The 18,171-nt window shown below is 71.4% G+C and carries 16 protein-coding genes; 4 read left to right on the forward strand and 12 right to left on the reverse strand.

Annotation, left to right across the window (positions count from 1 at the left end; translation table 11 throughout):
• The 12 genes from FGX59_RS08955 to FGX59_RS09010 all read right to left on the reverse strand — a co-directional run bounded on the left by FGX59_RS08955 (position 1) and on the right by FGX59_RS09010 (position 13,052).
• The gene (locus FGX59_RS08955) at positions 1 to 1,251 is read right to left on the reverse strand and encodes an alpha-hydroxy acid oxidase (RefSeq protein WP_138466187.1); all 1,251 of its coding nucleotides are present in this window, start codon (positions 1,249 to 1,251) and stop codon (positions 1 to 3) included.
• Entirely contained in the window at positions 1,248 to 2,729 is a 1,482-nt protein-coding gene (locus tag FGX59_RS08960; RefSeq protein ID WP_138466188.1) for a tripartite tricarboxylate transporter permease, read from the reverse strand. Before FGX59_RS08960 ends, FGX59_RS08955 begins: the two co-directional genes overlap by 4 nt.
• 22 nt (positions 2,730 to 2,751) lie before the next feature.
• Entirely contained in the window at positions 2,752 to 3,219 is a 468-nt protein-coding gene (locus FGX59_RS08965; RefSeq protein ID WP_138466189.1) for a tripartite tricarboxylate transporter TctB family protein, read from the reverse strand.
• Between the two features lie 61 nt (positions 3,220 to 3,280).
• The gene (locus FGX59_RS08970) at positions 3,281 to 4,222 is read right to left on the reverse strand and encodes a tripartite tricarboxylate transporter substrate binding protein (RefSeq protein ID WP_138466190.1); all 942 of its coding nucleotides are present in this window, start codon (positions 4,220 to 4,222) and stop codon (positions 3,281 to 3,283) included.
• Positions 4,223 to 4,582: 360 nt separating this feature from the next.
• A complete protein-coding gene (nagA, locus tag FGX59_RS08975) occupies positions 4,583 to 5,710 on the reverse strand; it encodes an N-acetylglucosamine-6-phosphate deacetylase (RefSeq protein ID WP_138466191.1) in 1,128 nt (375 codons plus the stop codon).
• Entirely contained in the window at positions 5,707 to 6,573 is an 867-nt protein-coding gene (locus FGX59_RS08980; protein WP_138466192.1) for a BadF/BadG/BcrA/BcrD ATPase family protein, read from the reverse strand. The genes nagA and FGX59_RS08980 overlap by 4 nt, the downstream gene beginning before the upstream one ends.
• A 16-nt stretch (positions 6,574 to 6,589) precedes the next feature.
• The gene (locus FGX59_RS08985) at positions 6,590 to 7,621 is read right to left on the reverse strand and encodes an SIS domain-containing protein (RefSeq protein WP_138466193.1); all 1,032 of its coding nucleotides are present in this window, start codon (positions 7,619 to 7,621) and stop codon (positions 6,590 to 6,592) included.
• Between the two features lie 42 nt (positions 7,622 to 7,663).
• Complete coding sequence (locus FGX59_RS08990; protein WP_138466194.1) at positions 7,664 to 8,773, reverse strand: ABC transporter ATP-binding protein; 1,110 nt, start codon at positions 8,771 to 8,773, stop codon at positions 7,664 to 7,666.
• The gene (locus FGX59_RS08995; RefSeq protein ID WP_138466195.1) at positions 8,773 to 9,954 is read right to left on the reverse strand and encodes a Gfo/Idh/MocA family protein; all 1,182 of its coding nucleotides are present in this window, start codon (positions 9,952 to 9,954) and stop codon (positions 8,773 to 8,775) included. Before FGX59_RS08995 ends, FGX59_RS08990 begins: the two co-directional genes overlap by 1 nt.
• Positions 9,951 to 10,784 carry a carbohydrate ABC transporter permease gene (locus FGX59_RS09000; protein WP_138466196.1) on the reverse strand — a complete coding sequence of 278 codons (834 nt, stop codon included), beginning with the start codon at positions 10,782 to 10,784 and terminating at the stop codon, positions 9,951 to 9,953. Before FGX59_RS09000 ends, FGX59_RS08995 begins: the two co-directional genes overlap by 4 nt.
• Positions 10,785 to 10,787: 3 nt before the next feature.
• Positions 10,788 to 11,675, reverse strand: a complete 888-nt coding sequence (locus FGX59_RS09005) for a carbohydrate ABC transporter permease (RefSeq protein WP_138466197.1) — start codon at positions 11,673 to 11,675, stop codon at positions 10,788 to 10,790.
• A 75-nt stretch (positions 11,676 to 11,750) separates the two neighbouring features.
• Positions 11,751 to 13,052 (reverse strand): extracellular solute-binding protein, encoded by a 1,302-nt coding sequence (locus FGX59_RS09010; protein ID WP_138466198.1) that lies wholly within the window; start codon positions 13,050 to 13,052, stop codon positions 11,751 to 11,753.
• A gap of 159 nt (positions 13,053 to 13,211) precedes the next feature.
• On the opposite strand from FGX59_RS09010, the gene FGX59_RS09015 reads away from it, so the two are divergent.
• From FGX59_RS09015 to FGX59_RS09030, 4 genes are all read left to right on the forward strand, one after another.
• Positions 13,212 to 13,817, forward strand: a complete 606-nt coding sequence (locus FGX59_RS09015) for a GNAT family N-acetyltransferase (protein WP_138466199.1) — start codon at positions 13,212 to 13,214, stop codon at positions 13,815 to 13,817.
• Between the two features lie 217 nt (positions 13,818 to 14,034).
• Positions 14,035 to 15,384 (forward strand): glycoside hydrolase family 28 protein, encoded by a 1,350-nt coding sequence (locus FGX59_RS09020; RefSeq protein WP_138466200.1) that lies wholly within the window; start codon positions 14,035 to 14,037, stop codon positions 15,382 to 15,384.
• Entirely contained in the window at positions 15,381 to 16,379 is a 999-nt protein-coding gene (locus FGX59_RS09025) for an ROK family protein (RefSeq protein ID WP_171060577.1), read from the forward strand. Before FGX59_RS09020 ends, FGX59_RS09025 begins: the two co-directional genes overlap by 4 nt.
• A complete protein-coding gene (locus tag FGX59_RS09030; RefSeq protein WP_206078327.1) occupies positions 16,376 to 18,127 on the forward strand; it encodes a GH116 family glycosyl hydrolase in 1,752 nt (583 codons plus the stop codon). Before FGX59_RS09025 ends, FGX59_RS09030 begins: the two co-directional genes overlap by 4 nt.
• Positions 18,128 to 18,171: the final 44 nt, after the last annotated feature.

The following is an 18,171-nucleotide window of genomic DNA, read 5'->3' on the forward strand; positions in this document are numbered from 1 at the left end:
TCAGCCAGGGAGCTGGCGGAACCCGTCATGGAGCAGCTGCCCCGGCCCCATCTCGGCCATGGACAGCAGTCCCATCATGCCCAGATCGGCGCGCAGCTGCGTGCGCATCAATCCGATGGCGTGGGCGACCCCGGCCTCGCCGCCGAGCGCCGAAGCATAGTTCATCGGCCGCCCGAGAAAGACGAAATCCGCGCCGAGCCCGAAGGCCTTGAGGATGTCGGTGCCGCGGCGGATGCCGCTGTCGAGCATCAGGGGCATGCCGCCCGAGACGGCCTTCGCCGCCGCCAGCACCCTGAGCGGCGAGATCGCGTAGTCGAGCTGGCGGCCGCCATGGCTCGACAGCACCACCGCGTCGCAGCCTGCCTCGCGCGCCAGCGCCACGTCGCCGGGATGCAGCAGCCCCTTGAGCACCAGCCGCCCCTTCCAGCGCGCGCGGACGCGGTGGAGCATGTCCCAGTCGAGGAACTCGCGCCCCGAGAAGTCGCGCACCGCCTGACGCGACAGCAGCGGCGCCCCGCGCCCCGGCCCGGCATTCTCGAAATGCGGATTGCCGTGGCGCAGGAAGGTCCGCAGGAAGGTGCCCGCGGCCCAGGCCGGATGGGTCAGCCCGTCGAGCAGAAGCGACAGGTTCGGCTTCAGCGGCGTCTTGTAGCCGGTGCGCAGGTTGTTCTCGCGGCTGGGCACCACGGCAGTGTCGACGGTGACGACCAGCGTGCCGATCCCGGCGCGCTCCACCCGGGCGAGCAGGGCGAGGATCTCCTCCTCCTCGCGCGGCAGGTAGGCCTGGTACCAGACCCTCGGCGCTGCGGCGCGGATCTCCTCCAGCGGAATGAGGCTGGCGGCGCTGATCACCATCGGGATCCCGGCCGCCTCGGCGGCGCGGGCGAGCGAGAGGTCGCCGCGGTAGCCGGTCAGGGCCGAGACCCCCATCGGCGCGATGCCGAAGGGCATCTCCCAGCGCTCGCCCATCAGTTCGGTCGCCAGCGAGCGCGAGGAGACATCGACAAGGATCCGCGGCACCAGCCCGATCTCTTCGAAGGCCGCGCGCGCGTCGCCGCGCGAGGCATTGGTCTCGGCGCCGCCCTCGACATAGCCGAAGATCGGCCGTGGCAGGAAGCGGCGGGCGGCGGGCTCCAGATCCTCGAGCGAGTAGATGCGGCGCATCCGGCGCGGCAGCCTGGGCGGCGGCGGCGGCGCCTCCTTCGCGGCGGGCAGCGGCATGGCCGGGGTGTCGTCTGTGGCGATGCTCATGCGGGGCGTCTCCGTCTTGCGGCCTGCCAGAGGTTGAGAAGGATCACCGCCGCGCAGGCCAGCGTGCAGGCCGCCGCCACCGGCTGGGTCAGGAAGGGCGTCAGCGTGCCGTCGGAATAGATCATCGCGCGGCGCAGGTTCTGCTCGAGGATCGGGCCGAGGACGAAGCCCAGCACCATCGGCGCCAGCGGGAAGTTCATCTTCTCCAGCCCGAAGCCGAGCAGCCCGACGCCCAGCATGATCCAGATGTCGAAGGCCCGGCTGTCCGCGCCGTATGCGCCGATCACCGACAGGACCAGCAGCACCGGCACCAGGAAGCGCTTGGGCGTCAGGAGCACCCGCGGGAAGATGCGGATGGTCGTCAGCTGCACGATCAGCACCATCAGCGCCGAGATCAGGAAGGCGGCATAGATTGCCGTGATCACGTCGGGCTGGTTGCGGAACAGCAGCGGTCCCGGCTGCAGCCCGTGGATCTGGAAGCCGCCGATCAGCATCGCGGTGACGGCGTCGCCGGGGATCCCAAGCGTCAGCAGCGGCAGCAGCGCGCCGCCGATCGAGGCGTTATTCGCGGATTCCGAGGCATAGATGCCCTCGACCGCGCCGGTGCCGAAGCGCTCGGGCGTCTTCGAGCGCTTGCGCGCCGCGGCATAGGCCACGAGGTTCGAGGCGCCGCCGCCGATCCCGGGCAGCACGCCGATCCCGGTGCCGATCAGCGAGGAGCGCAGGATGTTCCCGGCATTGGCGCGCAGTTCGGCGAAGGTGACGCCGATGCCGCGCTCGGTCACGTCGAGCTTCGGCCGGTTCGGCGGGCTCAGCGCCTCGGTGATCAGCTGCGGGATGGCGAAGAGGCCGATCATGAAGGGCACGAGCCCGATCCCCGCCATCATGTCCATCTGCCCGAAGGTGAAGCGCGGCGTGCCGTCGATCGGCGCGAAGCCGATCAGCGACAGCGCAAGGCCCAGGAGCGCGGCCAGCAGCCCCTTGACCATGTTGCGCCCGGCCAGCGCGCCGACCAGCGTCAGCGCCAGCGCGGTCATGGCGGTGTATTCGAACGGCCCGAAGCGCACCGCGACGCGGCTGATCGCCGGGGCGAAGGCGATCAGGATCGCCAGGCTGATCACCCCGCCGATGAAGGAGGCGACGATGCCGGTGCCGAGCGCCTTCACGGCCTTGCCCTGGCGCGCCAGCGGGAAGGCGTCGAAGGTGGTGGCGACCGAAGAGGGCGTGCCGGGGATGCGCATCAGCGCCGCCGAGACCAGCCCGCCCGAGATGCCGCCGACATAGGCGGCGATCAGCACCGCGAGCCCGGCCGCGGGCGACAGCACATAGGTCAGGGGCAGCATGATGACCACGGCCATCATCGCGTTCAGCCCGGGCAGCGCGCCGAAGCACAGCCCGATGGCGGCGGCGCCGAACATCAGCAGGAGCTGCAGCGGATGCAGGAGCGCCGCGAAGCTTTCGGCAAATTGCAGGAACATGGGTCAGGGTCCTTTCGCGCGGTCAGACCAGCACGCCGGGCAGGTAGACGCCCAGCACGGTCTGCAGCAGGAAGCCGAGGACAAGCGCCACTCCGGCGCCGGTCGCGGCCGCAACCGCGATGGCGCGCGGTCCGCGCGGCCCGAAGCAGAGGATGGCGGCGGTCAGGAAGCCCGCGGTGGAGAGGGTGAAGCCGATCCGCGAGAAGAGCAGCGCATAGCAGAGCGCGGCGGCAACCAGCCCGGCAATCGCGGGCAGGGGCAGCGCGGACGGGGTCGCGGGGGCAGGCGGCTCTTCGCCGGAGGCGGCGCGCGGCGCGGGGGCCAGCGCCAGCAGGACCGACAGCGCCAGCATCAGCCCGCCGACCAGCCGCGGCATCAGCAAGGGGCCCGGATCGCCCGCCATGTCGATGGTGCCGAGCGTGCGGTTGGACAGGATCAGGACCAGCGCCACGCCGAAGAAGGCGAGCGCGGCGAAACGGTTGGGGTTCATGACGGACCTCGCCGGAAGGCAGGGGGACCGGCCGGGCGGATGGGCCCGCCGGTCCGCCCCGTCAGTTGATCATGGAGTCGACGAAGCTGAATTCCTTCGCCACGAAATCCGCCGTCTCGTCGGGCGACAGGATATAGGGCGTCTGGCGGATGCGGTTCATCTCCTCGGCGAATTTCGGATCGGCGGCGATGGCCTGCATCGTGGCGGCGATCTTCGACATCGGCCCCTCGGCGATGCCCGGCGGGCCGTAGAGCTCCAGCGTCAGAGGGAAGTCGATATCGACGCCCTGGGACTGCGCCGTCGGCCAGTCGGGCGCGAAGGGGTCGGGCTTGGCGGTCGGCACGGCCAGCACCTTGATATCGCCCGATTCCACATATTGCTGCGCGGTGGCGACGCTCATCGAAGAGACCTGGACCTGCTCGCCGATCAGCGCGGCCAGCCGCTCGGCCTCGGGACCGGCATCGACGACTTTCAGCGTCCCGCCCGAGGCCTTGACCAGCGCGTCGCCCTTGACCTGGGTGGTACCGCCCATCTGGGAGGCCAGCATCACCTCGCCGGGATGGGTGCGGGCATGCTCGAAGAGCTCGGGCAGGGTGCTGAAGGGCGCGTCGGCGCGGGCGACATAGACGTCATTCGCCTGGCTCAGCGTCGAGATCGGGGTGAAGTCCTCGTAGGTGAAGGGCGAGCGGCCGAAGAGATGCGCGGCATGCAGCATCGCGTGGAAGATCAGCAGCGTGCTGCCATCCGGCCGGGCCGACGCCACGCTCTGCAGCGCGACCACGCCGCCGCCGCCGGTCTGGTTGACCACGGAGACGGTGACGCCCGCGGCGCGCTCCAGCGCGCGGGCGAAGGTGCGTGCCGAGGAATCGGTGATCCCGCCCGGCGAGGCCGGCACCAGGATCTGCACCCGCTTCACCGGCCAGGCCGCCTCATCGGCCCGGACGGGCAGGGCTTGTGCCGCGGCAATCGCCGTCATTCCCGCAAGCAGCTGTCGTCTGTGCATGGTTTCTCCTCCCTTGGAAAACGCGCTTCGCCGGTCCGCGGCCGGGCTCCCTCCTCCTGGGATTCCGGCCCGGCCGCTCCGGCCAGTATGATGTTTTTCTATAATGTCATAAATTATACCCGCAGGACAAGCCCGTCCTGCACGGGTTTGCACGCCCGCGCCTTCACGAGCCCGTCAGGGGGCAGAACAGTTAAGTATATTCAGGTGGTTGCGGGGAGTTCTGGTCACGAGTCCTGACACATTTTCCGCGGAAAAGGGCCGCTTCATGGCGCGGATCCGGGGTCGGCCGTGATCCCTCCGCCGCCCGCGACGGGCAACGGAACGAATAATGTCCGCCATTTTAGAATCTCTGCCGGTGACTCAGGGAAGCGGCGCTGCGGCGGAGAAATCGGGCTCGATGCGGATCAGCTCGGCCGGGGCGCCGACCCGCAGCGTGCCGCGCCCGGCAAGCGCCGGGATCTGCGCGGCGGGCAGGCGGGTGGCGGCGGCCAGCGCGGCCCCGGGCGGCAGGCCGGCCTCGCGGACCAGTCGGCCGACCGCATGGACCATCTGCAGATCTGCCCCCGCCAGCGTGCCGTCGGCCAGGGTCAGCCGCCCGTCCCGCCGCGCGATCCAGCGGCCGTTCAGGGTGAAGCCCGCCTCCCCGGTCCCCGCCGGCGCCATCGCGTCGGTGACGAGGAAGAGCGTCCCGGGCCCCTGCTTGGCGGCGAAGGCCAGGCGCAGCATCTGCGGATGGACATGCACCCCGTCGGCGATGATCCCGGCCGAGAGCTCCGGCAGCGACAGCGCGGCGCCTGCGAGCCCCGGCGCGCGATGGCCGAGCTGGCTCATCGCGTTGAAGAGATGCGTCGCCATCCGCGCCCCGGCGGCGGCATAGCGGCAGGCCGTGTCGTAATCCGCGTCGCTATGGCCGAGCGAGACGACCGCTCCGGCCGCGACCAGCCGCGCCACCTGCGCCTCGCTCGCCGATTCCGGGGCGAGCGTGACCAGAAGTGCGGGCAGCTCGGCAGCGGCCCGGCAGTAGAGCTCCAGATCGGCGTCTTCCATCGGCCGGATCAGCGCGGGATCATGCGCGCCCTTGCGCGACAGCGCCAGATGCGGCCCCTCGAGATGCAGCCCAGCGATCCCTTCGATGCCCGCGGCTACGGCCTCGCCGACGGCCGCGATGGCGCGGCGGGTTATATCGGGGCTGTCGGTAATCAGCGTCGGCAGGATCGAAGTGCTGCCCAGCCGGCGATGCGCGGCGGCCATGACGGCGAGGGTCCCGGTGCTGGGGTCGTCGTTGAACTGCCGCCCGCCGCCGCCATTGACCTGCAGGTCGACGAAGCCCGGCGACAGGATCCCGCCCGCCAGATCCAAACGCTCGCCTGCGGGCAGCGGGCCGTCGCCGATCGCGGCGATGCGGCCCGCCTCGACCGCCACCCAGCCCTCGGGGATCAGCCGCGTGCCGTCGAAGACCGGTCCTCCGGCCAGGATGCGGCGGGTCATGCGCGTCGTCCCTGCTGTTGCCCGGCCAGTTCGCGGGCGATGGCCAGCGCGCCGTCGAGCGGCGTGCCCGCGGGCTCGCGGAGCCCGGCCTGCAGACCGTCCGGAAGGTAGGGCGCGAAGGCCGGGCCGATCCCGCCGGTGAGGCAGAGCGGATCGCCGGGGCGGTGGCCGAGCGCGGCAAGCACTCGGGCGATGTGGCCTGCGCCCTCAGCGAGGATGCCCGCCGCGACCGGGTCGCCCTCGGCGGCGCGGGCGGTGACCTCGGGGGCGAGGCTGCCGAGCGCGGCGGGGCCTGCCCCGGCGGCGAAGGCGACGATCCCTGCGGACCCGCCGAGCCGCTGCATCAGGCCTTCGGTCAGTCCGCTCGGCGCGGTCAGCCCGTCGGCGGCATCGAGCGTGCGCGAGAGCGCGCGGCGGCCGGTCCAGGCGGCGGAGGCCTCGTCGCCGAGGATCGCGCCCCAGCCGCCGGCCAGCCGGATGCCCTCGGCACTGCGCCGCGCCAGGAAGGAGCCGGTGCCGCAATGCGCCAGCCCGCCCATGGCGCTGCCGAGCGCGCCGCGCACCGCGGCCGGGCGGTCATCCTCGACGGCGAGGACCGGGCAGGGCAGCTCTGCCGCGATCCTGCCGCCGAGCCCGGAGGAAAGGCAGCCCGCCAGCCCCAGATAGGCCGGGATCTCCGCCAGCGCGGCGGCGGGCAGCCCGGCGGCGTCGGCCAGATCGCCCAGCCCGGCGCGGAGCCGCGCGAGCGCGCCATGCGGGTCCGAGACGAGATTGGCCGGGCCGGTCTCCACCGTCACCCGGCCGTCGAGGCTCAGCCGGCAGCGCGTGCCGCCGCCATCGACCGCGATCACCGCGGGGCTCATCGCGCGGGGCTCCGGGTCATACCGTCTCCGTCACCTTGCGCAGGTTGCGCGGCGCGTCGGGATCGGTGCCGCGCATCTCCGCCAGCGCCTCGACCATGGCGTAGAAGGAGGCGATCCGCGCCACCCCGTCGGTCAGCGGATGGCCGGTCTCGACATGGGGCAGGGCGACCGCCTCGCGCACCAGCCCGGTGGTGGCGAAAACCTGCCCGCCCATCCCGGCCAGCCGGTCGGCGACCTCGGCCAGCCCCGGCGCAGCGGCGTCGCCCGCGGCGAGGCAGAGCACCGGATAGCCCTCGCCGACCAGCGCCACCGGGCCGTGCATCACCTCGGCCGAGGAATAGCTCTCCGCCTGGATCTGGACGACCTCCTTGAACTTGAGCGCCGCCTCCTGGGCGATGGCGTAGCAGGGGCCGCGGCCCAGGACGAAAAGCGCCGGCGCCTCGGCCACGGCTTCGCGGAAGCCGGGCCAGGTCTCGGCCACGGCGGTCTCCAGCGCCTCGGGCAGCCGCAGGAGCGCGGCATCGAGCGCGGCATTGCCGGTCCAGCGCGCCAGGATCATGAGCCCGGCAAGCACCGAATTGACGAAGGTCTTGGTGGCGGCGACGGCCAGCTCGGGCCCGGCGAGGATGTCGACCGCATGGTCGGAGGCGCGCGCCAGCGGCGAGTCGGCGGTGTTGGTCAGCGCCAGGCTCAGCGCGCCGCCGCGGCGCGCGGCGCTGGCCAGCTCGACGATGTCCGGGCTCTGGCCGGATTGCGACACAGCGAGGCAGGCCCCGCCCGCGAGCTTCAGCGGCGCGCGGTAGACCGAGGCGATCGAGGGGCCGACCGAGGCGACGGGGCGGCCGGTCTCGATCTCGATGGCGTATTTGAGGAAGCTGCAGGCATGGTCCGAGGTGCCGCGGGCGACGGTCACGAGGAAGGCGGGGTCGCGCTCGGCCAGCGCGGCGGCCGCGGCCTCGAGCGGCGCGCGGCCCTCGTCGAGCAGCCGCTGCGCCGCTGCGGGGATGTCGCGGATTTCCTGCCGCATCTGGCGGGTAGGGGGGGTCATGTCGGTCTCCGGTCTGCTCCGGGTCATGCCCGGTCAAGGGTGTCAGGCGGCGCTGAGCCGCGCAAGGTCGATGCGGCGGGGAAGGGCGGTGCCATCCTCGCGGAAGAGATGGGCGGCGCCCGGATCGAAGCCGAATTCGGCCGGCTGGCCCGGCTTCAGCCCGAAGCCGCCGGTGACGACCGCGCAGATCGGCTGGCCGTTCTCCAGGCTGCCATGGACGACGCTCTGGTTGCCGAGTTGCTCGACCACGTCTGGCAGGACGGCGAAGCGCAGCGCGCCCTGGCCGAGCTTCAGCTCGTCGGGGCGGATGCCCAGTTCCAGCGCCTCGCCGGGCTGCGCGGTGCCGTCGACCGGCAATTCCGCGCTGCCGCCGGCGGCGAGGTCGACCGTGACGCCGCCCGGGCCGCAGGCGGTGGCCGTGGCGGGCAGGAAGTTCATGTTCGGATTGCCGAGGAAGCCCGCGACGAAGCGGTTGGCGGGGCGGTGGAACAGCTCCAGCGGGCTGCCGGTCTGCTCCACCACGCCGCCGCGCAGCACGACGATCCGGTCGGCCATGGTCATCGCCTCTACCTGGTCATGGGTGACATAGACCATGGTGGCGCCCAGCCGGGCATGGAGCCGCGTCAGCTCCACCCGCATCTCGGCGCGCAGCGCGGCGTCGAGATTCGACAGCGGCTCGTCGAAGAGGAAGACCGCCGGTTCGCGCACGATGGCGCGGCCGATGGCGACGCGCTGGCGCTGCCCGCCCGAAAGCGCGGCGGGCTTGTGCGACAGCCGCTCGGTCAGCTTCAGGATCGCCGCCGCCTCCTCGACCCGCCGGCGGATCTCGGCCTCGGGCAGTTTCGAGACCCGCAGCGGAAAGGCGATGTTCTCGAAGACGGTCATGTGCGGATAGAGCGCGTAGGACTGGAAGACCATCGCGATGCCGCGGTCGACCGGGGCGGTGTCATTGACCACCCGCCCGTCGATCAGCAGCTCGCCCGAGGAGATCTCCTCCAGCCCGGCGATCATCCGCAGCATGGTGGACTTCCCGCAGCCCGAGGGGCCGACGAAGACGGTGAATTCGCCGTCTGCGATGCTCAGGTCGGTCGGGCGGATCACCTCGTGATGGCCGAAGAACTTGGTGATGGCCCTGAAATCGAGCTGTCCCATCAGTGGTCTCCCATGGCGGCTGCGGGGATGGGGGCGAGCGCGGCGTCGAAGGCGGCCCAGATCGGCGCCATGTCGACGAGGCGGCCCTCGGTGCGGGCGATGTCCATGGCCAGCGCGGCAAGCCCCGCCTCGAGCGCGTCGGTGACGGAGAGCGGCAGCTCGGGCAGGCGGCCCTCGACATGGGCGAGGATGTCGCGCGCCATGGCGGCATCGGCGCCGTAATGGCCCTCCTCCGCGCCCGAGCCGATGGCGGCCTCGTCGGCGACCCGCGCGCCGGTGTCCGACAGGGTCACGCGGAAGCTGTTGCGGATGAAATCGCCCTCGGCCATGCCGTCGGTGCCGATCACGCAGAAGCGGCGGAACTGGTCGGGGACGTTCAGGTTCGTGTGGAAGGCCAGCGTCGCGCCATTGGCGTATTCGACCAGCGCGGTCTGGTAGTCGATGATGTCCGCCTCGCCCGAGAAGGCGTCCCCGATCCCGTTCCAGCGCGGCAGCTTCTCGTCCAGATAGGCCGGCGGCGTGGACGGGCGGCGGGCGGGCAGGTACTTCTTGCGGCCGCCGAAGCTGGCGATCCGCATCGGCCGCGCGCCCGCCACCCCCTGGTAGAGGTCGATGTCGTGGCAGCATTTCTCCAGCATGAAGCCGCCGGTCATCGCGGTGGAGCGGCGCCAGTCGCGCATGAAGAACGACCCGTGGAAGGGGCCGATATGCTCGGAGGCCTCGATCGACATCACCTCGCCGATATGGCCCTCGGCCTGCGCCCGGCGCAGCGCGCGGTAGAGCGCCGAATAGCGCAGCACCAGCCCGACCATGATCCGCCGCCGGCCGTCATGGGCGGCGATCAGCCGGGCGAGCTCCATCGTCTCCTCGACCGAGATCACCACCGGCTTCTCGGCGAAGATGAAGGGCACGTCGCTTTCCAGCGCGATCCGCAGATGCTCCAGATGCAGGTGGTTGGGCGAGCCGATCATCACCATGTCCGGCTTTTCGGCGGCCAGCATCCCGGCCGGATCGGCATAGCGGCGCGGGCTGTCGCCGAGCGCCTCGATCGCCCCGAGATGGGTGGTGTCGGGGTCGCAGACCGCGCCGAAGCGCAGATCCGGCGCCGCGGCGCGGAATTCGGGCGCGATCGAGGCGATGCGGTGCCCCAGCCCGATGATGGAAACGTTGAGGCCGGTCATTTGGAGGCTCCTGCGGTCAGGCCTTCGATGAACTTCCGCTGGAAGATCAGGTAGACGATGATGATCGGGAAGATGACGATCACCGCCCCGGCGGTCAGGACCGGGATGTTGACCGTGTAGCGGCCCTGGAAGAACAGCATCCCCAGGGGCATGGTGCGCAGCGCGTCGTCATTGACGAGCACCAGCGGGATCAGGAACTCGTTCCAGGTCCAGATGAAGAGGAAGAGGCCCAGGGACGAGATGGCGGGCCCCATCAGCGGCAGGATCACCTTGCGCAGGATCATGCCGCGCGGCGCGCCGTCGATCCGCGCCGCCTCGAGGATGTCGCGGGGCAGCTGCTGCATCGCCGAGGCCATGAAGAGCGTCGCGAAGGGGACCGACATGGCGATCTGCGGCAGGATCAGCGCGGCATAGGTGTTCAGCAGCCCCAGCCAGCGCATCTCGTAGTAGAGCGGGATGATATAGGCCTCGCCCGGCACCATCATGCCCAGCGTCAGCATCACGAAGAGCGTCTTCTTGAACGGGAAGCTGAGGAAGGCGAAGGCGAAGCCGGTCAGCAGGCCCAGCAGGACGCCGATGCCCACGACCGGGATCACGACGATCACCGAGTTCCAGAAATAGACGCCGAAATGGCCGTCGACCCAGGCCGAGACGTAGTTTTCGAAATGCGGCCGGTCGGGCAGCACGAAGGCGCCGCGGAACAGGTCCTGCTTGGATTTCAGCGAGGTCAGCAGCAAGAGGCCGAAGGGGAAGACGGTCATCAGGGTGAAGCCCCACATGACCAGCCGGAAGGTGGCCGCCTGCGCGGCGCGGGAGGAGATCGCGGCCATGATTCAGGCGCCGTCCCGCGGCCGGATGGTGCGGTGGATGACGTAGTTCACCGCGAAGATCAGAAGGGCGCCGATGATGGCGACCGCCGCGGCATAGCCGTAGCGGCTGAGCTGGAAGCCGAGCTGGTACATGTAGATATTGGGCACGAGGGTTGCGTTCGCGGGGCCGCCGCGGGTCATGGTGAAGATCAGGTCGAAGCTCTTGATCGAGGCGATGATGGTCAGCAGAAGCACGATGCGGATCTCGGGCAGCAGGAGCGGGAAGGTGATGCGGCGGAACACATAGCCCGGCTTCGCGCCGTCGACGCGGGCGGCCTCGAAGATCGAGGGGTCGATGCGCTGCATGCCGGTGAGGAAGATCACCATGCAGAAGCCGAAATAGTACCAGACCGCGACCATCCCCACCGCGGGCAGCGCCCAGGTGAAATCGCCGAGCCACGGCAGCGCCAGCGCGCCCAGGCCGATCGCCTTGAGCCCCTGGTTGATCGGCCCGAAGGCGGGGTTGTAGAGCCATTGCCAGACGATGCCGATCACCGCCGAGGGCATGATGTAGGGCATGAAGAGCAGCGTCCGGATCGCCAGCTGCTCGCGCGAGCGGATCGAGGAGACCATCGCCGCCAGCGCCATGCCGACGATCAGCGGGATCAGGCAGTAGAAGGCCATCAGCATCGCGTTGTTCTTCAGCGAGGTGAAGAAGCGCGCATCGCCGAACAGCTCCGCGTAATTGCCGAGGCCCACCCATTCGGGGCGGCTGACGCCGTTCCAGGAGGTGAAGCTGAGCCCCACCGCCGAGAGGATCGGCACGAAGACGAAGGCCGCGTAGATCAGGAGGCCGGGCAGGACGAAGACGAGGTTCTTGCGGACCGGCCCGTCGAGGACGGAACTTTTCATGGCACTTTCCTGGCTGTCCGCGGCCGGAGGGGACCGGCCGCGGCATCGGGGGAGGGCGCGGCAGGCGCGCCCGGGTCAGTTCATCGTGGCGAGGTAGGACTCGTAATCGGCCTCCAGCAGCGCCAGGAACTCCGCCGGGGTCTGGCGGCCGGCCAGCAGCAGCGGCGTGTTGTCGTCGATGGTCTTCAGCATGGTCGGCGTCGACCAGTCCGGATAGTGGCCGATCGCGTCATTGGCGTTCAGCGCGTTCCACACGCCGATGCCTTCCTCCAGCAGGCCCGACAGCTCCAGCCCGTGATCCTCGGGCAGCGAGGTCGAGGGCAGGTAGCCCGCCGCCGCCCAGGCCTTGGCCGCGTCCTCGTTGACCATGTGGTTGATGAAGGACCCGGCCAGATCCTGCGTCTCCTGGTCCGCGGCCAGCGAGGTGATCGCCCAGGCCAGGTCGACGCCGCCGACCGACAGCGGATGCGCGACGCCCTCGGGCGCGGGCACGGCCATGAAATGGATGTCGGGATTCATCTGCATGTCGCCGAAATACCAGGTGCCCGAGGTCAGGAAGGCCGCCTGGCCCGCGATGAAGAGCTGCACCGCGTCATCGCCGGAAATGCCCTGGAAGCCGTCGAAGAAATAGCCGCCCGTGGCCCAGTCCTGCATCAGCGTTGCCGCCGTGAGGTTGCCCTCGGTCTCCCAGCTGCCGCCGCGGCCGTAGATCAGGTCGTCCAGCTCGGCGCGGTTCGGGGCGTCGATCTGCGCCTGGCTGATCGCCGCCATCAGATGCAGCGCCAGGTGCTGCTTGGCCGTGCCCATGGCGATCGGGGTGGTGCCGGCGTCCTTGACCTTGTCGAGCGCGGCGAGGAAGTCGCCGAAGGTCTCCAGCGGCAGCTCGACCCCGGCGTCTTCCAGGACCTTCTCGTTGTAGTAGAGCCCGACGATCTCGGCGAGGCCCGAGATGCCGTAGGTCGGGCCCTCGCCGAACTTGCCGTCCTCGGACCAGCGGTCGCGGTCCAGCAGCGACTGCGACTGCATCTTGTCCCAGCCGTATTCGGAAATGTAGCCGTCGACCGGCAGCAGCATCCCCTCGAGCGCCATCGTGCCCATGTCCTTGGCGCCCTGGTTGACCTTGGTCACCACCGGCCCGTCGCCCGCGCTGACCGCCAGCTTCAGCGTCAGCGCCAGGTCGTCGAAGGTCCGCTGGGTGCGGGTGACTTCGACATCGGGATTGGCCGCCTCGAAGCTCTCGATCAGCGACTCGATGACCGCGACCTGGCCCTCGTAGGAATAGTCGTCCCAGACCGGAAGATCGGCGGCCAGGGCCGGGGCGGCGGCAAGCGTCGCGCCGAGGGCGCAGAGGCTGGATCTGGTGAAGCTCTTTGTCATGGCAGTTTCCCTGTTGGTTCTGGTTTATGGTGTTCCCGTGACCCGCGATGCGGCGTCTGCCGCCGGCGGGATGCGCATTTTGTCGCGCGGTCTTCCCCGCGCCGCGGCGGCCGACCTAGGTTGCGGAGCCTGACGGCACAGCAGCGAGGTGAGCGCGCCATGACCCAGACCCATATCCGCCGGGCCCGCCCGCAGGACATTGCCCGGATCTACGAGATCTGCCGCAGGACGGCCGCGGCCGGAAAGGACGGGACGGCGCAGTTCTCCGATCCCGACCTGCCGGGGCTGCTCTTCGCCGGCGCCTATCCGGTGCTGGAGCCGGACTGCGCCTTCGTGCTGGATATCGGCGGCCAGGCGGCGGGCTACGTGATCGGCACGCCCGACACGGCCGCCTTCGAGGCCCGCATGGAGGCCGAATGGTGGCCACAGGTCCGCGCCCGCGTCGCGCAGATGGAGCTGGGGGCGGCGGAGAAGGACGCGATGGCGCTGGAGCGGATCGCGGCGCCGAAGCGGCAGATGCCCGAGATCCTCGCGCGCTTCCCGGCGCATCTGCATATCAACCTGCTGCCAGAGGCGCAGGGCGGCGGCTGGGGCCGGCGGCTGATCGAGACCCAGCTCGCCCATATGCGGGACCAGGGCGCGCGCGGGCTGCATCTGGGGCTCGACCCGCTCAACACCGCCGCGGCCGAGTTCTACCGCCATCTGGGCTTCTCCGATGTCAGCCGCGAGGGACAGGTGATCTACGGCATGGCGCTCGGCGGATGAGCCGGCGCGCAGGCTGAATTCCGGTCTGGTCTCTCGGCCGGACATCGCCCGATCCCTCCTGTCATCACGGCGCGCCGGCCGTTGTCAGCGCGACGCTACGAATGTGCGGCGCACTTTGTCAAGGCGCTAGACAAAGTCACGGAGCTCGTGCAGGTAGGAGTCGTTCCGGCATTATTTGTCGGCACGATGCACCTTTCTGCCTTCCAATGAGGCTCTGATGACAACGATCACGCCGATCCGCCTGCAGCCGGGCCCCGGGGACTGCACCGGGGCCCTGCAGGCGGCCCTCGACTCGCCCGCGCCGCGCCATGTCCTTCTCGCCCCCGGCCGCCATCCCTGCCGCGGGCTGAGGCTGCATGGCGGCACGGTGCTGGAGCTTGCCGAGGGCGCGGTGCTGGATTTCGAGCCTGGCTACGATCTCTATGCTGCCAACCGGGTCGGGGTGATCGCCGAGGACAGCGACCGCGCGCTGATCGTGGCGCAGGACGCAGACGGCATCGCGATCCGCGGCGCGGGCACGATCCGCGCGGGCGGCGCGGCCTACCATCAGGGCGATGACGGCGACTCCGGCACCCTCCTGCCCGCCGGATTCCGTCCCCGCGTGCTCGTGGCCGAGCGCTGCCGCGACCTCGAGATCACCGGCATCGCCGTCGAGGACTCGCCGATGTGGACGCTGCATCTGGCCGGGTGCGACCGGGTGCGGATCGCCCGCCTCCGGGTGCGCAACGACCGGCGGATGCCCAATACCGACGCGCTGGTGCTCGATGCCTGCCGCGACGTGACGGTCGAGGATTGCGACCTGGTGACCGCAGATGACGGCATCGTGCTGAAGACCTCTGCCGGGCTGGACGGTCCCCTGGGCGCCTGCGCCCGCATCGCCGTGCGCCGCTGCCGGGTGGAGAGCCGCTCCTGCGCGCTGAAGCTCGGCACGGAATCCCACGGCGATTTCCGCGACATCGTCTTCGAGGACTGCATCATCGCCGCCTCCAATCGCGGGCTCGGGCTGTTTTCCCGCGATGGCGGCGCGATGGAGCGTATCCGCTTCTCGCGCATCCGCGTCGACTGCCGCGAGACCCCGCACGGCTTCTGGGGGTCGGGCGAGGCGCTGACCGTCTCGGTGCTCGACCGCCGCCCAGGCCGGCCCGCGGGCAGTGTCCGCGACGTGACGGTGGAGGATCTCTCGGGCCGGCAGGAGGGCGCGGTCAATCTGGTGGCCGGGCGGCCGGGCCAGATCGAGGGGCTGCGGCTCGACCGGATTGACCTGGAGCAGCTGCCCGGGCGGCTCGGCACCGGCCAGTGCCACGACCAGCGTCCCGGCCCGGCCGATCTGGCGCCGGAGGAGGCCGCCGCGGTGGCCGGGCGCAAGAATGCCTGGCGCAAGGACGCCTCCGGCCGGGTGATCGGGCTCCATCCCTATCCCGGCGGCATGCCCGGGCTCTATGCCGCGCGGATCCGCGGGCTATCGCTCGGGCAGGTGGCGATCCGCCGCCCCGATCCGCTGCCCGCGGGCTGGTCGCCATCCCCCGTGGTGCTGGAGGAATGCGAACCCGGGGAGGCGCCGCAATGACGCCCGACCGCGAGACCGGGGCGCTGCGCCCGGCCGCGCCGCCGCGCGCTGCCTCCCATGCGCTGGTGCAGGCGATCGGGCTCGATCTCGGCGGCACGAAGCTGCTGGCCGGGGCGGCCGGTCCCGACGGGCGGCTCGGACCGGGCCGTGCCGAGGCCTCCCGCACCTGCAGCGAGGCGGCGCTTTTCGAGCAGCTCGCGCACGTGGTCGGGTCGCTGCGCGACGAGCGGCCCCGGGCGGTTGTGGCGCTCGGCGCGCCGGGCGCGGTCGATCCGCGCTCGGGCGGGCTCGATTTCACCCCGAATGTCCCGGTGACGCCGGGCCGGGCGCTGGGGCGCGACCTTGGCGAGGCGCTCGGCCTCGACGTGGTGGCCGAGAATGACGTCAACCTCGCCGCGCTGGCCGAGGCGCGGCTCGGCGCGGGGCAGGGGGCGGCGCTGTCCTGCTTCGTCTCCTTCGGCACTGGTGTCGGGCTGGGCATCGTCAGCGGCGGGCGCATCCTGCCGGGCGCGCATGGCCGGGCGGGCGAGATCAGCTACCTGCCGCTGGCCGCGGATGCGGTCGCGGCGGCGGCGCGCTCCGAGGCGGGGCAGTTCGAGGATCTGGTCGGCACCGCCGCGATCCGCCGCGCCTATGGCCGCGACGGCGCCGATGTCCGCACCATCTTCGCCCGCGCCGCCCGGGGCGAGGCCGCGGCCCTCGGCACGATCCGCGCGATTGCCGCCGAAGCCGCGCGCGGCCTGGCCAGCCTGCAGGCGATCCTCGATCCCGACGTGATCGTGATCGGCGGCGGCATCGGCACCCACCGGCTGTTCCGCGAGACGCTGGCCGCCGAGGCGGCGCGGCTCCTTCCCTTCCCCCTGCGCCTGGCGGCGCCGCGGCTCGGCGCCGCGGCGGGCATGACCGGCGCCGTGATCCTGGCCGCCGACCTGGCGGGCCTGCCGACGCCGCTGCCTGCCGGGCAGGCGGCCGAGACCGACGGAGAGACCCTGTGACCGAGTTCGACACCCTTCCGCTCCGCCCCGAAGCCGATGGACGGCTGACGGCGCCGCAGCCGGTGATGCTGCCCTTCATGGCGCCGCGGCTGCAGGGCGACCTGCATCCCAACGGGCGGCTGACGCTGTCGGTCTGGGGCTGCGGCCATATCGCGACCCTGTCGCTGAAACTGCCGGAGGGCCCCTTCGCCTACAGCCCGAACTGCGCCGAATGGACGGGCGGCGGGCTTTTCGTGGCGCAGTCGCGCCCGGTGCTGCTGCTGCGCGGCGCCCGGCTGACCCGCGCGGCCGCCGCGCGCCGCGGCGCCTGGTGGGCGCGCGAGGAGACCCCCGGCAAGGTCGAGCACCGCGGCGCCCGCCGGGTGATCCGCACCGCCTGGGGCATCGTCCTGCTGCTGCAGGCGGGCGGGGACCTGATCGTCGCCGCGGGAGAGAGCGAGGCCGAGGCCGAGGCCGCGCTGGCCCTGCCGCCCGAGGAGATCCGCGCCGAGGCCGCCGCCCATGTGGCGCGCTGCGACCAGGCGCCCGGGGCAGCGCCGCTGATGCGCACGATGGTCTCGCAGAGCACCCATGCCGGGCTGTCGGCGATCCGCCGCGACGCGGCGGGCGGCTTTGCCGGGCTGGCCGCGGGCCAGGCCTATTCGGCGCCCGCGCGGACATACTACCGCGACGGCTACTGGACGCTGCAGATCCTCCTGCGTCTAGCCCCCGAGGCGGTGGCGGGCCAGATCGAGATCCTCGCCCGCGGCATCCAGCCCGACGGCGAGACGCCGAGCGGCGTCATCCTGACCGGCCCGCGCCAGAGCGAGCGCTGGGAGGAGGTGCGCCGCAGCCATCCCAAGATCGTCATCGAGCACCTCCGCCCCGGCGACTGGTGGTCGGACCATTTCGACAGCCCGCTCTTCTTCGTGCTGACCGTGGCGGATTACGTCCGCGCCACCGGCGACCGCGCCGTGCTGGAGCGGCACTGGCCGGTCATCGCGGCGATCTACCGCCGCTACCGCGGCTTCGAGCGGAACGGCGTGCCCTTGCCCTACAAGCCGCGCAACGACCGGGACTGGGCGGACAATGTCTATCGCCACGGCTATGTCGCCTATGACCTCGGGCTGTGGATCGGCGCGCTCGACGCGATGGCCGAGCTCGGCGGGCCGCTCGATGCGAATCTCGCCGCGGAGGCGGCGGAGACCGCGGCGGCGGCCCGCGCCGCGATCGAGCCCGAGCTGCTGACCGAGGGCGGCTGGCTGGCGGATTACGGCGACCGGCGCGATTTCCGCGAGGACCACCTGACGCTCGACAGCCTGACGCTGCTGCGCTTCGGCGCGGTCAGCGAGGCGCGCGCGAAGACCGTGCTGGCCCGCGCCCGCGAGATGCTGGAGAGCCGCGGCAATGCCGAACAGCCCTATGGCGACTGGGGCGTGATGTGCGCCTATCCGCCCTTCGCTCGCCGCGGCGACACGCGCGAGAAGACGGTCTTCGCCTTCCGCTACCATAACGGCTCGGACTGGCCCTATCTCAGCGGGCTCTATGCCGAAGTGCTGGCAGATCACGGCATGGACCCGGTCTATCCGATGACCCGCTGGTGGCGGACCTGCCTGGAGAATGGCTGGGCGGGGGCGGTCGAGTATTTCGCGCCGCCCTGGGGGCGCGGCTCGCTGCTGCAGGGCTGGTCGGCGATGCCCGCCCATGTCTGGCTGAGCCGCGAGGGCGCCTGGAAGGCCGCGGCCGCGGCGGAGCTGGAGGGGGCCTGAAGCCCGTCCCGCGGCCCGGCGGCGGGAAGGGCGCCGGGCCGGCC

This window comes from Poseidonocella sp. HB161398 (assembly GCF_005870025.1).
Classification (GTDB): domain Bacteria; phylum Pseudomonadota; class Alphaproteobacteria; order Rhodobacterales; family Rhodobacteraceae; genus Mangrovicoccus.

Excerpts from the sequence above, each read along its gene's own strand:
- FGX59_RS08965 (WP_138466189.1), bottom strand. The coding sequence starts at position 3,219 with ATGAACCCCAACCGTTTCGCCGCGCTCGCCTTCTTCGGCGTGGCGCTG.
- FGX59_RS09020 (WP_138466200.1), top strand. The coding sequence starts at position 14,035 with ATGACAACGATCACGCCGATCCGCCTGCAGCCGGGCCCCGGGGACTGC.
- FGX59_RS09025 (WP_171060577.1), top strand. The coding sequence starts at position 15,381 with ATGACGCCCGACCGCGAGACCGGGGCGCTGCGCCCGGCCGCGCCGCCG.
- FGX59_RS09000 (WP_138466196.1), bottom strand. The coding sequence starts at position 10,784 with ATGGCCGCGATCTCCTCCCGCGCCGCGCAGGCGGCCACCTTCCGGCTG.
- FGX59_RS08960 (WP_138466188.1), bottom strand. The coding sequence starts at position 2,729 with ATGTTCCTGCAATTTGCCGAAAGCTTCGCGGCGCTCCTGCATCCGCTG.
- FGX59_RS09010 (WP_138466198.1), bottom strand. The coding sequence starts at position 13,052 with ATGACAAAGAGCTTCACCAGATCCAGCCTCTGCGCCCTCGGCGCGACG.
- FGX59_RS09005 (WP_138466197.1), bottom strand. The coding sequence starts at position 11,675 with ATGAAAAGTTCCGTCCTCGACGGGCCGGTCCGCAAGAACCTCGTCTTC.
- FGX59_RS08995 (WP_138466195.1), bottom strand. The coding sequence starts at position 9,954 with ATGACCGGCCTCAACGTTTCCATCATCGGGCTGGGGCACCGCATCGCC.
- nagA (WP_138466191.1), bottom strand. The coding sequence starts at position 5,710 with ATGACCCGCCGCATCCTGGCCGGAGGACCGGTCTTCGACGGCACGCGG.
- FGX59_RS08990 (WP_138466194.1), bottom strand. The coding sequence starts at position 8,773 with ATGGGACAGCTCGATTTCAGGGCCATCACCAAGTTCTTCGGCCATCAC.
- FGX59_RS09015 (WP_138466199.1), top strand. The coding sequence starts at position 13,212 with ATGACCCAGACCCATATCCGCCGGGCCCGCCCGCAGGACATTGCCCGG.
- FGX59_RS08955 (WP_138466187.1), bottom strand. The coding sequence starts at position 1,251 with ATGAGCATCGCCACAGACGACACCCCGGCCATGCCGCTGCCCGCCGCG.
- FGX59_RS08980 (WP_138466192.1), bottom strand. The coding sequence starts at position 6,573 with ATGAGCCCCGCGGTGATCGCGGTCGATGGCGGCGGCACGCGCTGCCGG.
- FGX59_RS08985 (WP_138466193.1), bottom strand. The coding sequence starts at position 7,621 with ATGACCCCCCCTACCCGCCAGATGCGGCAGGAAATCCGCGACATCCCC.
- FGX59_RS08970 (WP_138466190.1), bottom strand. The coding sequence starts at position 4,222 with ATGCACAGACGACAGCTGCTTGCGGGAATGACGGCGATTGCCGCGGCA.